Source organism: Legionella sheltonii (assembly GCF_026191355.1).
Lineage (GTDB): Bacteria > Pseudomonadota > Gammaproteobacteria > Legionellales > Legionellaceae > Legionella > Legionella sheltonii.
Genome location: NZ_JAPHOQ010000008.1, coordinates 136,376 through 151,515, shown reverse-complemented (window position 1 = coordinate 151,515; position 15,140 = coordinate 136,376). Strand labels below are relative to the sequence as shown.

Here is a 15,140-nt window from a genome sequence, read left to right as displayed (position 1 = left end):
CCTTATGGAAAAAGAAAGTCCGGTGATTTTGGTTGTGGATGACAGCGCCACCATGCGTTTAATTACCTGTAATGCACTAAACCAAACGGGATTTACTGTCATTCAGGCTGAGAATGGTGAAGCAGCATTATCATTACTAAAAACTTCGAAACCCGATGCGATTTTGCTGGATGTAGAAATGCCTGGCTTGAATGGGTTTGAAGTATGTGCTGAGATTCGCAAATTACCCGATTGGCGTTATCTTCCGATTATGATGGTTACCGGCTTGGAGGATTATGAATCGATTAATAAAGCGTTCCAGGCCGGTGCCACAGATTTTACCACCAAGCCCATTAATCCCACGCTCTTAGGCTATCGGGTGCGCTATATGGTGCGCACTAATTCGTACTTTCAAGAACTGCAAGTTGCCGAACAAAAAGTCCGAGTACTCAATAATGAGCTTATCGATAAGCTAGTCGAGATCCAGCAAAATGCAATTGCCGTAGCACGCTTTGTGCCCCAAGATTTTCTGAAGGTGCTGAATCGTAAAAATATTGCCGACATAAAACTTGGCGACTGCGTTGAAAAAGACATGACCGTTCTTTTTTTAGATATAAAATCATTTAGCTCTATGGCAGAGCGATTATCTTCTGTTGAAATTTTCAACCTTTTTAATACGCTAATGAGTTATTTAGATCCAGCCATTCTTAAAAATTCTGGTCTTATTGATAAATATATTGGTGATGCCATTATGGCATTATTCAATAATGCGGATGAAGCTGTTGCTGCCGCATTAGATATGTTGGAAGCCTTGCATACGTTTAATACCACACGAGCGCGCGATAATCTTCCCCTCATCCACGTGGGAATTGGAATAAATACAGGCAACTTGATTGTAGGTACCGTTGGTTTTGAGGAGCGTATGGATTGCAGTGTAATTAGTGATGCGGTCAATATTGCCTCTCGGCTTGAGACCTTAACGCGAAGTTTTAATATCGAACTCATCATTGGTGAAGAAACTTATGAGCAGTTAAAACAAAAAGAAAAATATAATTTACGTTTCTTAGGCTTCTCGAAAGTGAAAGGCAAAAGCCTGCCGATCAAAGTTTTTGAGGTGTTTAATCATAACGCACCCACCGAGGTGCAATTGAAAAATGATTCTGCCTCTATTTTTGCTACAGCTTTGGATCATTATGCGGCGAAGCAATTTGATCAAGCGGCAAAGCTTTTTGAACAAATCGTGACAAGTAATCCCAATGACTCACCTGCAAAATATTTTTTGCAGCAGTGCAAGGAGCATCGTGCTTAATCTTTAATGTTTAAAACAGCAACTGACTTGAAATAAAATGCAAGGCAGTTGCTATCCGAATTTCTTAGCTTTAGCCCTCTTTAATTTTATCAACAATATTTTGGTTAAGGTGGGTTACGATAAGCCCTACTAATTTAACAGCTTGGTCATAATCACGCTTATCAAACACCCCAGCTTGTTGATGCGCATAACGAATAGGTACACCGATATTAATACTGGGAACGCCTGAACCAGAACCTTGTACTTTTGATCCATCTTGTCCATAACCTACTTCTGATTCCAACTGTACCTGAATGTTATTATTTTTGGCTAAATCTAAAATCCAATTAAGCAGTTCTTGATGAGGAATCATGGACCGATCGTATACAAATAAAGTAGGCCCTTTACCCAATGCGATACGACCTTTACGTTTTGCAACCAGAGCAGGGTAATCATCGGCAATACCGACCTCAACATTAATGGTAATATCGGGATGCGTGCTTTGATACACTGTGCTCGCGCCACGTAAACCAACCTCCTCTTGTACTGTTGCAGCAGCATACAGTTGATTTTGGCGGTCCTTATTTTTTATGGAATCAAGAACATCGCCAATGAGGGCCAATCCGAGTCGATCATCAAGGGCCTTTGCTAAAAAGCGATTTTCACTTAACGGACTAAATTGACTGGCAGGAGTAACTTGCAATCCTGGCCGTACATTAAATTTTGTTTCGGCTTGTTCTTTACTTTCTGCGCCAATATCAAGAAACACTGCATTAGCTGCAGGCAGATTATTTTTTTTCGCTTCTTCGAGAAGATGGGTGGAGTCCATTCCAGAATAGGCCAAAATAGGACCATTAGGAGTCGATACCATCCAACGTTGTGCAAAGATGACTGAAGCAGGGATACCGCCCAAGGGGATGATCTTTAAAAAACCATCTGGAGTAATGGATTCAACCATGTATCCTACTTCATCCATATGCGCCATCAATAAGACGTTAGGCCCTTTCTGATCCTCTTTATATTGACCAATTAAATTGCCCATACCATCCACAGTAAGATTACTCATGGATTGCTGCCATTGTTGCTTTACTACATCACGAACAGACTTCTCAAAACCGGATGCACCTGCCAAATCAGTTAACTTCACCAAAGAATATTCATCTGCAACAGCGCCGGTAGTCGCACTAATTAGCATCAACCCTATGGTTAACCCATTTAATTTGTTCATAACAACGTCCTTATTTTATATAAAATTCAAAACATCAAATACCTCAGCTTAGGAACTATATACCATTCACTCGAGAGAACCAAAATGGACGAGAGAGGTGAATTATAAATCGCCTAATCCGCAATTATTGTAACCTGATTCCACTATAGTAACCGTATAATATTTAGGCTATTATTGAGCCTTGTTATCATCGGAACAATTTGTGTCATGTATACGGCCATCGTCATCCCTGCTCGTTACGCATCAACTCGCCTACCCGGAAAACCTCTGGCAATGATTCATGGCCAGACCATGCTCCAACGCGTAGTGCAATTATCCCGTGCTGCTGTCGAGGGACTAAACAATGTTTCTGTGGTAGTTGCCACTGATGATGCCCGCATTGTCCAACATTGCGATGAATTAGGCGTTGCCTCCGTAATGACCTCAGTTGATGCGCCCAGCGGAACTGATCGAGTCGCCCAAGCCATCAGCACCATGACCAACAAACCGGATTTTATTTTAAACATGCAGGGCGATGCCCCACTAACGCCCCCTGATTTCTTGCGCGCACTGATTGATGCATTTGCTTCCTCTCCTTGCGACGCAGTAACTCCTGTGACGCAGTTAACCTGGAAACAGCTCGATAATCTGCGCAAAAATAAACAAGCCACCCCCTTTAGTGGCACTACAGCCGTTTTCAATGAAAAAACAGGCAATGCCTATTGGTTTAGTAAAAATATTATTCCCGCCATCCGCAAAGAAGAGGTATTACGCCAAAAAAGTGATTTAAGCCCAGTATTCCGTCATATTGGCTTGTACGGCTATTCGTTAGATATGTTGGAACAATATATTACTTTGCCAGAAAGTCCATTCGAAAAAATGGAAGGATTAGAACAATTGCGCCTCTTGGAAAATGGCTATACCCTTCGTTGCATTCCAGTTGATTATAAAGGTCGCGCCAACATGTCAGGCATTGATAGCCCAGAAGATGTCGCTCGCGCTGAGGCATTGATTGCCCAATACGGTGAATTATTAGAGAGTAGGTAACGATGACAACACGATTACTCATTGCACGCCATGGTAATACCTTTGGCCCAGGGGACATTGTTCGACGAGTGGGAGTCACTGATTTGCCCTTAGTGGATAGTGGTCTGAATCAGGGACGCCTATTGGGTAGCTACCTGAAAAATAATCATCTAATTCCTGATGTCATCTTCACTTCCAAACTCAAGAGAGCCATACAAACTGCAGAACAAGCACAAAATACGATGGGAACCAATTTACCGATTAACACCTTGGCTATTTTCAACGAGATCGATTATGGACCCGATGAAAATCAACCCGAAGAAAACGTTGTTGGCCGTCTTGGCAAAGAAGTACTCCATGCCTGGGAATCAGGTGCGGTGGTGCCTGAGGGTTGGAAGGTAGACCCTGCCGCACTGATTAAGAATTGGATGGATTTTGCTACCCGGATACGTCAAGAATACCCGGGAAAAACATGTCTTGTAGTGACTAGCAATGGGATCGCCCGGTTTTCACCCTATTTAACGGGTGACTTTGCAACATTCAGTGCACAATACGGAATCAAAATCGCTACCGGAGCCTTGTCTGTCTTTGAACATAGCGAACCCACTCAGACATGGTGTTGTCGTGCTTGGAATGTGAAACCACCGCCGGATACTTTGTAGCCTGGTGAAATAAAGCGAAGTTCCTCAATTCAGGAAGATGATTAATGAAATTATGGATGATGGTATTTTCTCTATTGATGCACTCCTTTTGCTATGGAGCTTCTGCATATTGTTTGCCTAATCAAGCATGTTGGCCAAGCCAAAAACAATGGGACGCATTAAATAGACAAGTAAACGGTCATTTGCTGCAAGGACATTCTCCCTTATCTCCTTGTATTAAAAGCGCGAATAACATCGCATGTAGCGATATTCTCAATAAACTTAAAAATCCTTATTTTATTGAGTCGCAACCTGGTGCAACTCAATCCAATGGCTGGATCGATGCATGGCAATCGGCAGTGAGTCCTTATGTTGTTGCGGTTGAAAATGCACAAGAAATTGCTTCGGCAGTTAATTTTGCCCGTCAACATCGAATAAAGCTTGTGGTGAAAGGTACCGGTCATGATTATCTTGGTCGCTCCAACGCAGCCAATTCACTCTTGATCTGGACCCATAACATGCGCAAGGTCACCCTCCACGATCATTTTATTCCCCAGGGGTGTCCTACAACACAGATACCTAAACCTGCAGTCACCATAGCCGCAGGTTCACGCTGGTTAGAAGCATATAAAGAAGTCACGACCAATAATGGCCGTTACGTGCAAGGAGGAGGATGCACTACCGTCGGTGCTGCCGGTGGATTCATTCAAGGCGGAGGCTTTGGAAGTTTTTCCAAAAAATTTGGTACCGGGGCTGCAGGAGTTCTCGAGGCAGAAATCATTACTGCCGATGGCATGATACGCACTGCGAACGCCTGCCAAAACCAGGATCTTTTCTGGGCTTTGAAAGGAGGCGGAGGAGGTACTTTCGGCATTGTCAGTAAAATCACCTTACTCACTCATGAGCTCCCGAGCTCATTTGGAAAAGTTAAAGGGACAATTACAGCGAAATCAGATACAGCCTACCAAGAACTGATTCGTTACTTTATCCATTTTTATCGAGACCATCTCCATAATCAACATTGGGGAGAACAAGTGAGCTTCACTCCCGGTAATAAAATGACTTTCTCTCTAGTTTTTGAAGGTTTAAGCAAGTCCGAAGTGGACACACTGTGGCAGCCATTTCTTGATTGGTTAAGCAAAAAGCCAGAACAATACCAGGTTCGATGGAATAGTGCGACACGTCCTGCAAAACACTACTGGGATTTTGATTTTCTGATTGCCAATGCCCCTGAGGCCATTGTGGTAAATAAAGATAACAATACATCCCCCAGTGAGTTTTGGTGGGCCTCAAATCAATCTGAAGTATCCATGTACATCAATTATTATTTATCCATGTATCTTCCTGTCAAATTATTTGCTCAAGAAAACGCAGATCATTTGGCCCAAACCCTTTTTAAGGCATCCCGTTTCACTGAAGTGGTCCTTCATTTTAATAAAGGTTTGTCGGGGGCTTCATCCGAGGCTACCGCACGGCAAAAAGATACCGCAATGAACCCAGAAGTACTTGATGCGGTAGCTTTAGTCATTATTTCTGGAGGCCAACAAAATACCTATGCCAACATTGCCGGTCATAAGCCTGATTTAATTAAAGCAAAAAAAGAGATCCATCAAGCGAATAAGGCGATGGAATTATTCCATGCGTTAAGTCCGAACTCAGGGACTTATCCGAACGAAGCAGATTATTTTATTAAGAATTGGCAATCTGCTTTATGGGGAAGTAATTATCCGAAACTACTTCAGATAAAACACAAATACGATCCGCACAATGTATTTAGCTGTCATCATTGTGTGGGAAGTGAGTAAAGTTTGGTGCGTTTAGAGGCGATATTTTAAGATTACAGTGCCTCCATGCCTCCAGCAGCGAAGATCCCTTCTCCACTCGGGGAGAAGGGAAACTCAGTGTGATAGAGCTGCCGACCCATCAATTACACATCATCAAAATAATTTTTTAATGTGTACTGTACCTCTAAATTGAGTTCACCTGAATTCGGGTCAATCGCACTCACCGTATCTCCCAGATAGCCAATTGCCCAAAAGAAAAGGTTGGAGGTTTCCATATTGGCTTGCAAATAAGGCATTAGCGAATCTGTAAAAAAGGCTTTTCCTTTTGCAGTCTTCCAAGAGGCCTCACCCAGCACAACAGGATATCCCGCTTGATATAAAAATCCCCATGACCAATCAAAACGTAATTGACTGGGCATCCCAGGTGCTGTTTCCCATCCTGCAACCTCAGCAGGATAAACATGGGGTGAGAAAACCAAATGACCATTCTGAGCCGAATCATCACCCAGCAGCCAGGATAATGCAGCGTCATTTATACCTTGCTTGCTTAACTCACTCTTGAATTTGTTCTTATCAAAAACAGCAATGCCGTTTTTAGCCTGCATTTCATCAAGCAACGGTTTAAAATCCTCACCCCAATTTCCTTTAAAAAACACACGCTCTAAATTGCCACATAAAGAAGGATCTGGAGAATGGCTGTATCCATTGTCATTCACTACTTGTGATTTAGGGATACAAATTACAGGATTGTTTGAATCATCATTTCCTGAATCAGGGCCTTCGACAAACAACAGTAAATCGGGGTTATTTTTCTGTACTGCATTGGCAGCTGTGGCGATGACTTTAGTCCATGGAACTTGAGAGTCATGGGATTTAAACCAATTTAATCGATAAGGCTCATTAAAAATGTCAATGCCTATGACATTGTCTAAGTTTCGGTTTTTAATTTCTGTTGCTAATAGAGCAATGTCTTGCTCATATTGCTTCATCTCATATACAGTTCCATCGCGCATCGCATCACCATAACCATGACGATGGTGGATATCAATCATTACTTTGATATTTTTCTTTTTTAATTCGTGCAGAACAATCCAAAAAGCTTGCTTCGGACTCACTGCTTTTTCACACGCCAGACCATTACTTTGCCATGTCTTACAAAATATACCGTTGCCTGCATTTGGAGAAGACTTGTCCGCAAGCCATTTATTCAAATCAACCTCATGTTGCTCATCATAAAGCACCTCAGGTTGTATGGGTAATCGTAAGGTCTTAAAATTCACCGCGGTATTTTTATCTACGCCCGAACTTGGAAAGTTCCCTGGGTTACTGATTAAATCCATCATGCCATAAGCTCTTGGGTTGGAACTAAGGGTTGGGATGGCGTAAAAAGGATTGCTTTGCAAACCCTGCAGAATATTTGAGTCCTGAAATCCTGACCATGAGAGGCCATTGATATGAATAAGCTGGCCTTTGTCATTGTAAATTTTACTGTTTTGAGTTTGGTAGGAGTGCGCATCCAATGCAAGCATTAATAAAAACCAACATCCTAATACGCTTATTTTTTTCATTCACTATTCCTCCAAATTAATACATGGATAATTTTTAAATGAGCATCATTTAACTACTCATCAATCATTTCAGGTGAAACGTTGAATGGAGTTTACAAAATTCAACAAATGGGGGTTGTATTTGATTGGTGCAAAAACAAACATCATGACAGCCTGAGTGAAGCAGGTGTAACCCATGGTGTACTCAATCCATGGTCACACGTGCTAAAGAAGAAAAGTAGTTAGCCTACATGTGAAAAGCGACGATCATTTTCATAAATGGATCTTTTAACCAATTCATCCATCTCTGCGCTTGGTTCACACGATTGAAAAACCATTTTTAGCGGAGACACGTCTACCGTTGATTTACTCACATCATTTTGCAAATAACCATCAAGATTTCTATAAGTAAGATATTTATCTGTAGCAAACTCTTGGCATTGAGCCATCGTTTCATCTTGGCATATTGAAAATTTAATCAAATGTTCTGCATGGAATGGTTCTTGGCTTTTTGAAAACACATACTGTATATCATATAGAACACTATCAGCACCAGCACAAAAATAAGTACCTGATTGAAATTTATTATTTTCGAATACATCACTACGGATATAACGACCTTCTCCTGGTTGCAAACCAGCAAGGGATACTTTATGAGTTGCTATTTCTTTAGGATTGTCTGCAACAACGTAACCAGTTAAAACCAAACCCAATACTACAGAGGCTATTTTAATCATTCTGTTTTAACTCCTAATATGAAATAAATATTCCTTGAAATGGCTTATTTCCCCTAAGCCATTACAGAGAATTATAAAAATATGAAGTTGTCTAAAAAAAGAGGGAACTTTCATTAATTTCAGCCCAGCATTATACCCTATTTCATACGAATAGTGCAAAAATTTATAAATTAATTCTCATTTTGATCGAAAACCACTTAATAAATCGTCTAGAAACAAATAAGAACTACCGTCATCCCGCAATGGCTTTTAAACCCAATTCTTCTATTTTTTGATCTCTTTGCTTTTTTTATTTACCAATTTAAAGTTATTGATTACACTCTGCAACACTTAAAATAAAAATACATTTTTTAATGTCTAAAAATTTAAGCAAAAAATTCAGAGCGTCATTAATCAGTTATTTTAAGGATCCTGATGAGCAAAATAAAAAAGATCTAGCTGCATCTGCTTTTCTGCTCTTTGATCATGCCGCAAAGACCTGCAATAGCATCGAACCCGATAAATTTATGGGCTTGATCGATGACATGGTAAGAGTTGCGGTGCATGGAATTAAAATACATCCATACCTTGGAATCATGCTGGATTCATTTTCTCGTGAATTAAGCGATTCTGAATGTCGTAATGAACTACTCGCATTTCATGTTCTTACTCTGGCTTATAATCAATATTTGAAAAATAATTTAATTAACTCAGAACAAGAAGCTAGGGATAAATTAAAAATAGTTGAAGAAACAATTCAACAATTAAAAATGAATAATAATCCTTATGCCGCAGAATTAGAAAGTGCCCTAATCAAACTAACTGTTTTAACGGATAAGTTTTTTAAATTACGCCCCATCCAACAATTTCAAAAACATGCAAAATTTGAGCAAAACCTAAAGCTTGTTTGCTCTGGCCATCAAAAGGCCATAGAAAGCGATTTGCGAGTTAAATCGGCTTTTTATGGTTTCCTTGCAGTAATTTTGAGTTTCTTTAATTTTTTTGGACTTTCGCTTGCTGACGAATGCCAAAGGAAAAATAGATTTTTTCAAGAGATTTCTTTGGCTCCAAGGAATACCTTATCGGATTTCAAAATATCTTTTGATGAAATTGAAGAGATTCAGGAAGTCTCCGAAGCCAGATTATAGACAGCTTATAACGTGAATGAAGATCCCTCATCATCGATGTCTGGAAGCTGTTCCACTCCCTCAACTAGCGTCGAACTTGGGGCTGCGTGAAGATGGTGTTTTCCCTCAGGATTTTTAAAAATTTGAGCTTTAGGCTCAGTCTTAGAATTAGGTTGAATCGCTGCAAGTTCTTCAAAATTAGATTTGTTGACCAAACCATCGTTTTCAGAATAATGGACTTCTATCGGAATGAGCTTATCAACATCCTCTCTTTTGAAAAATCGTTCCAGGTTTTTAAACGCATTGGCTACAAAGCTGATAAAATCCCCAAGCGATGAAAGAGCAGACGCTCCTCCCTCCCGTCTTATTCCTCGTTGTCCTACCAGTTGAGCGTGTTCATCTTTATCGTTTGGATTTCGATAAATCGTGGGTAGATTGCCGATAATTTGTAATAGTGGGTTTTTCATGACTGCTGGAGCGACTAACTGAATCTTTTTGATTTTATTTTTAGCGATACCTTCTGGGGGATTTTCATTCAGTTCATGTATCATATTTAAAGCATTGCTAATAACCGCCCCACCTAAACTGTGACCGAGTAAAACGATTTCATCAACATTTGGATCGCGATAGGCTTTTTCTAACATGCTATAAAAATCAAATTGCATTTGTTTAATATTTAAGTCCTCCTTTCCGCGAGACTCATCAAACGCAGCACCCGACTGGTCATAACTGATGACTTTATAGCCTTTTCTGGCATATTGATTGGCGACTACATTAAATGTATTGACGCTGTCTTGTAATCCGTGCACGGCGAGTACTAATTTGCGTGGTTCTGTTTCTAAAGTAGAGTCAGACCATGTTTTTGTTTGTAAGGTTCTTATATCATTACCCGTGTTGTGCTGTTTTACGGCGTAATCTTTGATGGCTTTCTTAATTAAATCTTCAAATCGACTTGAAAAGCCCCTACTAAACTTATCTGATAAAAAATGTTTTGCTATCTCTTTAACCACATCATCAGGAGATGATTTAGTATCCTGATGATTTTTTATTATACCTCTTATTGCCACAAGATCGGCTTTCCGCTTCTTATTTGGGTTGGGGTTTAAATCTTCATACTGTTTACACGCGTATTCTATCACTTTGGCAATATTATAGTCTATTGTTTCTGTTCCATAACGTGCATAAGGCTCTAATGCAGTCAAAGCTTTTTGCATGGTTCTATTTATTTCGTTTTGTGCTTTCGCCCGTTCGTTTTTAGAAACTCCTTGAGCAACAATCTGATCGGCTAAGACAGCATGCCAATTGTTATTCGTTGCATAATTTTCTGCTCCAATCTCCTTTGCCTTGTCCACTAGAGAGGTAATTACAGCGTCCATTGTCTTTTCATCAATTTTTATAATTTTCTTTGAAATTAAGCTTGTTAATGCAAGCTTAAATGCCTCTTTTAACGCATCATCGGTTCTGGATTCTACTGCCACCGCATCTAATTTTTCGTGATACAAGAGAAGAGCAGCTTTATAGTATAGTAATGAGTAAAATCTGGGTTTTGCTGAGCCAATTCTTTATAAGCTTCTAGAGTTTGTGGTTTTTGAACCTCTGTCTGACTCTTTTTAGACTCGAGATAAACAGCAAATGCTTCATTAAGATATTCTAATTTAAGTTTTTTTCGATCAGATAAATCATCCTGCTGATGAAGGTGTTGCACATGTTCCCTAGATCCTAATTTCGTATAAATACTTTCATAGCTACTGCCCATTTTTACACCTCATTCAAAAATACGGCTGTATTTTTTTCTGATATCATTGCAAGAATCAATATTTATCATATTGTATAAATATTATACTATTAATTTATCAAATGAACAACATCCTGTACTCGGTGCACTTCCTTCATTTCACGAGGTAACCTCGCATTCTGCTGGGAATTATCACTGATTTTAAACCGCTACTGGTCAACTAGTTATCATAATGGCAAGTTAAATAATAACTATTTGATTTCATACTAAAAAACTCTTTGCTATTAAAAAAAAATGAGTTATAACTCTCTTACCTGAATCATGGATTGACAGGTATCTGGGATAGGTCAGCATGATGCTGAATATTTTTTTCATGGAGGAGAAAATGAACAGTAAAGTATTTTCGCAACGCTTCAATCGCGAGTTAGCTTCATTGGGCTTTCCTGAAGATTTAGCGGAGAAAATCAAAGCGGTAGCTAAAGTTTTTGGTGTTTCACGACATTTAGCAAATTCTTTAATTTTCGGCCATATACTTCCAGGGAACGAACAGCTCAACAAGATTGCAGAAATTTTAGAAGTTTGCCCACAATGGTTAGGTGGCGCAACTGACAGAAAAAAAACTTATCCAAGCCGCGAAGTTGCAGATAGTGTATAATAGTTAAAGTTGAGATAATTATTATATATTGTAAAATGCTGTATCTGATCCTGATATCGGGTATTGGGTACAGCAGTTTGTATCTCTATTTTTTACCTTAAAAGCTTTATTTCGCGGGTTATTACCATCATGGAATGCTTGAGTTTTTGTATTGCCAAAACAATTGATTTAGCACGAGTCGACAATCATTTTAAAAGTGCTTCAACTGAATTTACTTCGTTGAAGACCCGTGATGTCCTAAAATTAAGTGCAAACCACAACAAAGACCATACGATTTTTATTTTTAAAAATGGCACGGTTGTTTCCTGGGGGATCAAACGTTATCAAATTAATGATTATTTGAATACGATCAAACTCCTGGTTGATAAACCCGTAACTCTTTTAGTGCATGATGAATTTCATTATCAGTTCAGTGATAAAACCACCATAGAACCACATGATTTTTTCGATGTGGATTGTTTAACCATTGAAGATGACAGTGATGAGCTCAAACTCAGCCTTTCTTATGGGTTTTCTCAATCAGTAAAATTACAATATTTTGAAACCATAATTGATGCACTCATTGAAAAATATAATCCGATGATCCAAAGTCTTTCAATCACGGGTGAGATGGAAATTAGCCGCACCCAAATACAACAGATTATTGGAGAAATACTTGGTGCTAAAAGTGAAATGAATTTAATTAGTAATTTCCTTTATCATCCAAAATATTTTTGGCAACATCCAACTTTAGAAGAGCACTTTTCCATGTTGGAACGGTACCTGCACATCCAAAGACGAGTCAATGCAATTAATCATCGCTTGGACACTCTCAATGAAATCTTTGATATGTTTAATGGTTACTTGGACAATCGACATGGTCATAATTTAGAGATTATCATTATTGTATTGATCATTTTGGAAATTGTAGTTGCCGTTTTAAACTTACATTTTTAATAAATTTTCAATTTTAATGAGAGCAAATTAAGACAAAACAAGCTATTCTTTAGAAAAACAAGTTCTATTTATTAAATTATGCTTAGTAATACAAATCAACTCAATGAAGATCAACTCAATGATCTGGAACAATTAAAAACCGTCTGTAAAAAAAAGGATGGCAGCGTTCCTAATTTATATACTCATTTGCTCACTCAAAAACGCAATTTGCCTACGATTTTACTGCATTATGACAAACACCATTTAGTTGGATTTTTAAGTGTTTTTTTCTTTTATGAAGATGCAGTTGAAATCTCGCTGCTTGTTCATCCAGATTATCGACGTAAAGGCATTGCTAAAAAAATGCTTCACACCATTTTGCCTTTAGTGAAAGAACAAGGCTTTTCTAAACTGGTTTTTTCTAGTCCTTCCCATTTGAATCAACAATGGATTGCGGATCTCGGATTCATTTATATGCATAGCGAATATTACATGGAGCGACATGATTTAAATCCCTTACTGGATTATAAGAAAAATCTGACGTATCGCACTGCAACAGAGCAGGACATTCCTTTACTCTGTGTTCTGGATGAGGCATGTTTTTTTAAAACTCAGTCCGAATTAATTCCTCGTTTTGAACACATATTAAGTGATAGAACCTATCAAATAATATTGGCCTTTGAAGACAACCATCTTATAGGTAAAGCACATATACGCTGGCAAAAGCATGGGGCTACTCTTTCTGATATTGCAGTTTTGCCCGTTCGCCAAGGAAAGGGGTTAGGAACAGCATTGATTTCCCACTGCATTAATTATGCTTTAAGCGAAGGTAAGCCGGAGCTCAATCTCGATGTAGAAACACATAACCAAAAAGCCTTAAATCTCTATACCCGACTCGGTTTTCTCACACAAAACTCATGTGAATACTGGGAAGTCGATCTCTACACATTGCAAAAATTAGTTAAGCCAAAACACCCCCATTAATTTACATCATGTTTCCCCAGAAGCTTTTATCTGTCTGGGCAAACATTTTTCTGTAAAATAAAACCTCATCGTAGAGCTTGACAGAATTTAAACCCCACCTTTAGTATTGTCCGATCAGCTATTCTCATAGAAGTCGCTGTTTCAACGTACATAAAAAGCGTCATCCATTAAAATTAAAAGGATCATTGATGAAAAAAAGGGTTGTCATAACCGGTATGGAAATAACCTCTTCCATAGGAACAGGCTTAAGTAAATTTTGGGAGGCTGCAAAACAGGGACAATGCGGAATAAAACGCATCCAAGGTTATGATCCTTCTTCATATCCCACTCAAATAGCTGGTGAAATTACTGATTTTTCCCTAGAGCACCTTCCCGAACTGAATAAAAACAAACGTTATCCACGAGTTGCCCAATTCGCTCTTTATTGCACACATAATGCCATAGAACAGTCTGGACTTACCGCCCATGAGCTCAGTAAAGCAGGAACTTTCATGGGTACGGGCATGGGGGGCTATCCCGAATCAGAATCAAGTTATCAATTTTTCTTCGCTGATAATTGGAAAAAAATGCAACCCCTGACGGTGATCCGAGGAATGGCCAACTCTATTGCCAATTTTGTTGCCATCGCCTTTGGTCTTGGAGGTCCTAATTCAACCATTTCCAATGCCTGTATTTCATCAGCTGATGCTATAGGCGCCGCCTACCATCAAATTGCTCATGGGCGGATTTCCACGGCGATTTGTGGCGGTACTGAAGCACCAATTTGGGAATCAATGATGTCTGCCTGGTGCAAATTAAAGGTATTGTCTACGAACAATGAAAATCCAACAAAAGCCTGCCGCCCTTTTGATTTGCATCGAGAAGGGATGGTGATGGCTGAAGGAGCTGGAGTTTTAATTCTTGAAGAATTAAATCAAGCCAGAGCACGTGGAGCTACCATTTTGGCAGAAATAATTGGTTTTGGCTCCAGCTGTGATGCCTTTCATATTACCGCACCCTCTTCGGAAGGGCAGCAACGTGCGATTCAAGGGGCATTAGATGATGCAAAATTATCACCGCGCGATATTCAATATCTGAAAGCTCATGGGACTGGGACGCCATTAAATGATCGAGTTGAAACGCAAACGATTAAATCACTATTTGGTGAACAAGCCTATGAGATCCCAATCACCGCCCAAAAATCAATGATTGGACATGCGATTGGAGCTTCTGGAGTAATGGAAGTCATTTCCACATCACTTAGTCTGCAACATGATTTGTTGCTGCCTACGATTAACTTAGAAACTCCTGACCCTGATTGTGATTTGGATTATGTAGCTAATGAAGCACGTAAAAAGGCTATTGATATCGTCCTATCCAATCATTTCGCCTTTGGAGGGGCTAATATGGCTTTGATTCTTCGAAGATACATCAATTGAAGAGCAAATCTGGCTGCTTTTGGACACGGTATTTAACCTAACTTTTACTCATTGATGCATTGTAGTGTTGTAGGTTGGGCCAAGGCCCATCCTACATCTTTGGATAATTTCTGGTGCA

Annotated in this window: 15 protein-coding genes; 10 read left to right on the top strand and 5 right to left on the bottom strand. The window is 39.4% G+C overall.

The features are described from left to right. Positions 1–4: 4 nt before the first annotated feature. Positions 5–1,288 carry a response regulator gene (locus OQJ26_RS10485; RefSeq protein WP_265703782.1) on the top strand — a complete coding sequence of 428 codons (1,284 nt, stop codon included), beginning with the start codon at positions 5–7 and terminating at the stop codon, positions 1,286–1,288. A gap of 70 nt (positions 1,289–1,358) precedes the next feature. Here the strand turns inward: OQJ26_RS10485 and OQJ26_RS10480 are convergent, their stop codons facing one another. Next, entirely contained in the window at positions 1,359–2,462 is a 1,104-nt protein-coding gene (locus OQJ26_RS10480; RefSeq protein WP_265703853.1) for a M42 family metallopeptidase, read from the bottom strand. A 240-nt stretch (positions 2,463–2,702) separates the two neighbouring features. Between OQJ26_RS10480 and kdsB the strand changes: the two genes are divergently transcribed. Genes kdsB through OQJ26_RS10465 form a run of 3 tightly spaced genes read left to right on the top strand, consistent with a single transcriptional unit; the run spans position 2,703 to position 5,946 of the window. Beyond that, positions 2,703–3,521 (top strand): 3-deoxy-manno-octulosonate cytidylyltransferase, encoded by an 819-nt coding sequence (gene kdsB, locus OQJ26_RS10475; protein ID WP_265703781.1) that lies wholly within the window; start codon positions 2,703–2,705, stop codon positions 3,519–3,521. Positions 3,522–3,523: 2 nt separating this feature from the next. After that, positions 3,524–4,162, top strand: a complete 639-nt coding sequence (locus OQJ26_RS10470; protein ID WP_265703780.1) for a histidine phosphatase family protein — start codon at positions 3,524–3,526, stop codon at positions 4,160–4,162. Between the two features lie 44 nt (positions 4,163–4,206). After that, positions 4,207–5,946: an FAD-binding protein gene (locus tag OQJ26_RS10465; RefSeq protein WP_265703779.1), complete on the top strand. Its 1,740-nt coding sequence runs from the start codon at positions 4,207–4,209 to the stop codon at positions 5,944–5,946. Between the two features lie 122 nt (positions 5,947–6,068). Here OQJ26_RS10465 and OQJ26_RS10460 read toward each other — a convergent pair whose 3' ends face one another. Next, positions 6,069–7,493, bottom strand: coding sequence for a cellulase family glycosylhydrolase (locus tag OQJ26_RS10460; RefSeq protein ID WP_265703778.1), 1,425 nt, complete (start codon positions 7,491–7,493; stop codon positions 6,069–6,071). 81 nt (positions 7,494–7,574) lie between these two features. Here OQJ26_RS10460 and OQJ26_RS10455 point away from each other — a divergent pair, with 81 nt between their 5' ends. After that, on the top strand, positions 7,575–7,718 hold the full coding sequence (locus OQJ26_RS10455; protein ID WP_265703777.1) for a hypothetical protein: 144 nt from the start codon (positions 7,575–7,577) through the stop codon (positions 7,716–7,718). Here OQJ26_RS10455 and OQJ26_RS10450 read toward each other — a convergent pair. Beyond that, positions 7,715–8,209 carry a hypothetical protein gene (locus OQJ26_RS10450; RefSeq protein WP_265703776.1) on the bottom strand — a complete coding sequence of 165 codons (495 nt, stop codon included), beginning with the start codon at positions 8,207–8,209 and terminating at the stop codon, positions 7,715–7,717. The two genes, OQJ26_RS10455 and OQJ26_RS10450, sit on opposite strands and share 4 nt — an antisense overlap. A 353-nt stretch (positions 8,210–8,562) precedes the next feature. Between OQJ26_RS10450 and OQJ26_RS10445 the strand changes: the two genes are divergently transcribed. Continuing rightward, entirely contained in the window at positions 8,563–9,336 is a 774-nt protein-coding gene (locus OQJ26_RS10445; RefSeq protein ID WP_265703775.1) for a hypothetical protein, read from the top strand. Between the two features lie 5 nt (positions 9,337–9,341). Here OQJ26_RS10445 and OQJ26_RS10440 read toward each other — a convergent pair whose 3' ends face one another. Then, positions 9,342–10,817 carry an alpha/beta hydrolase gene (locus OQJ26_RS10440; protein ID WP_265703774.1) on the bottom strand — a complete coding sequence of 492 codons (1,476 nt, stop codon included), beginning with the start codon at positions 10,815–10,817 and terminating at the stop codon, positions 9,342–9,344. Beyond that, entirely contained in the window at positions 10,799–11,071 is a 273-nt protein-coding gene (locus OQJ26_RS10435; RefSeq protein ID WP_265703773.1) for a hypothetical protein, read from the bottom strand. The genes OQJ26_RS10440 and OQJ26_RS10435 overlap by 19 nt, the downstream gene beginning before the upstream one ends. 364 nt (positions 11,072–11,435) lie before the next feature. Here OQJ26_RS10435 and OQJ26_RS10430 point away from each other — a divergent pair, with 364 nt between their 5' ends. From OQJ26_RS10430 to OQJ26_RS10415, 4 genes are all read left to right on the top strand, one after another. Further along, the gene (locus OQJ26_RS10430) at positions 11,436–11,705 is read left to right on the top strand and encodes a hypothetical protein (RefSeq protein WP_028381550.1); all 270 of its coding nucleotides are present in this window, start codon (positions 11,436–11,438) and stop codon (positions 11,703–11,705) included. 129 nt (positions 11,706–11,834) lie between these two features. Further along, the gene (locus OQJ26_RS10425) at positions 11,835–12,641 is read left to right on the top strand and encodes an RMD1 family protein (protein WP_265703772.1); all 807 of its coding nucleotides are present in this window, start codon (positions 11,835–11,837) and stop codon (positions 12,639–12,641) included. A 78-nt stretch (positions 12,642–12,719) separates the two neighbouring features. Further along, the gene (locus OQJ26_RS10420; RefSeq protein WP_265703771.1) at positions 12,720–13,604 is read left to right on the top strand and encodes a GNAT family N-acetyltransferase; all 885 of its coding nucleotides are present in this window, start codon (positions 12,720–12,722) and stop codon (positions 13,602–13,604) included. Positions 13,605–13,792: 188 nt separating this feature from the next. Further along, on the top strand, positions 13,793–15,022 hold the full coding sequence (locus OQJ26_RS10415) for a beta-ketoacyl-[acyl-carrier-protein] synthase family protein (RefSeq protein ID WP_265703770.1): 1,230 nt from the start codon (positions 13,793–13,795) through the stop codon (positions 15,020–15,022). Positions 15,023–15,140 lie beyond the last annotated feature (118 nt).

Excerpts from the sequence above, each read along its gene's own strand:
- OQJ26_RS10485 (WP_265703782.1), top strand. The coding sequence starts at position 5 with ATGGAAAAAGAAAGTCCGGTGATTTTGGTTGTGGATGACAGCGCCACC.
- OQJ26_RS10480 (WP_265703853.1), bottom strand. The coding sequence starts at position 2,462 with ATGCTAATTAGTGCGACTACCGGCGCTGTTGCAGATGAATATTCTTTG.
- kdsB (WP_265703781.1), top strand. The coding sequence starts at position 2,703 with ATGTATACGGCCATCGTCATCCCTGCTCGTTACGCATCAACTCGCCTA.
- OQJ26_RS10470 (WP_265703780.1), top strand. The coding sequence starts at position 3,524 with ATGACAACACGATTACTCATTGCACGCCATGGTAATACCTTTGGCCCA.
- OQJ26_RS10465 (WP_265703779.1), top strand. The coding sequence starts at position 4,207 with ATGAAATTATGGATGATGGTATTTTCTCTATTGATGCACTCCTTTTGC.
- OQJ26_RS10460 (WP_265703778.1), bottom strand. The coding sequence starts at position 7,493 with ATGAAAAAAATAAGCGTATTAGGATGTTGGTTTTTATTAATGCTTGCA.
- OQJ26_RS10450 (WP_265703776.1), bottom strand. The coding sequence starts at position 8,209 with ATGATTAAAATAGCCTCTGTAGTATTGGGTTTGGTTTTAACTGGTTAC.
- OQJ26_RS10445 (WP_265703775.1), top strand. The coding sequence starts at position 8,563 with ATGTCTAAAAATTTAAGCAAAAAATTCAGAGCGTCATTAATCAGTTAT.
- OQJ26_RS10435 (WP_265703773.1), bottom strand. The coding sequence starts at position 11,071 with ATGGGCAGTAGCTATGAAAGTATTTATACGAAATTAGGATCTAGGGAA.
- OQJ26_RS10430 (WP_028381550.1), top strand. The coding sequence starts at position 11,436 with ATGAACAGTAAAGTATTTTCGCAACGCTTCAATCGCGAGTTAGCTTCA.
- OQJ26_RS10425 (WP_265703772.1), top strand. The coding sequence starts at position 11,835 with ATGGAATGCTTGAGTTTTTGTATTGCCAAAACAATTGATTTAGCACGA.
- OQJ26_RS10420 (WP_265703771.1), top strand. The coding sequence starts at position 12,720 with ATGCTTAGTAATACAAATCAACTCAATGAAGATCAACTCAATGATCTG.
- OQJ26_RS10415 (WP_265703770.1), top strand. The coding sequence starts at position 13,793 with ATGAAAAAAAGGGTTGTCATAACCGGTATGGAAATAACCTCTTCCATA.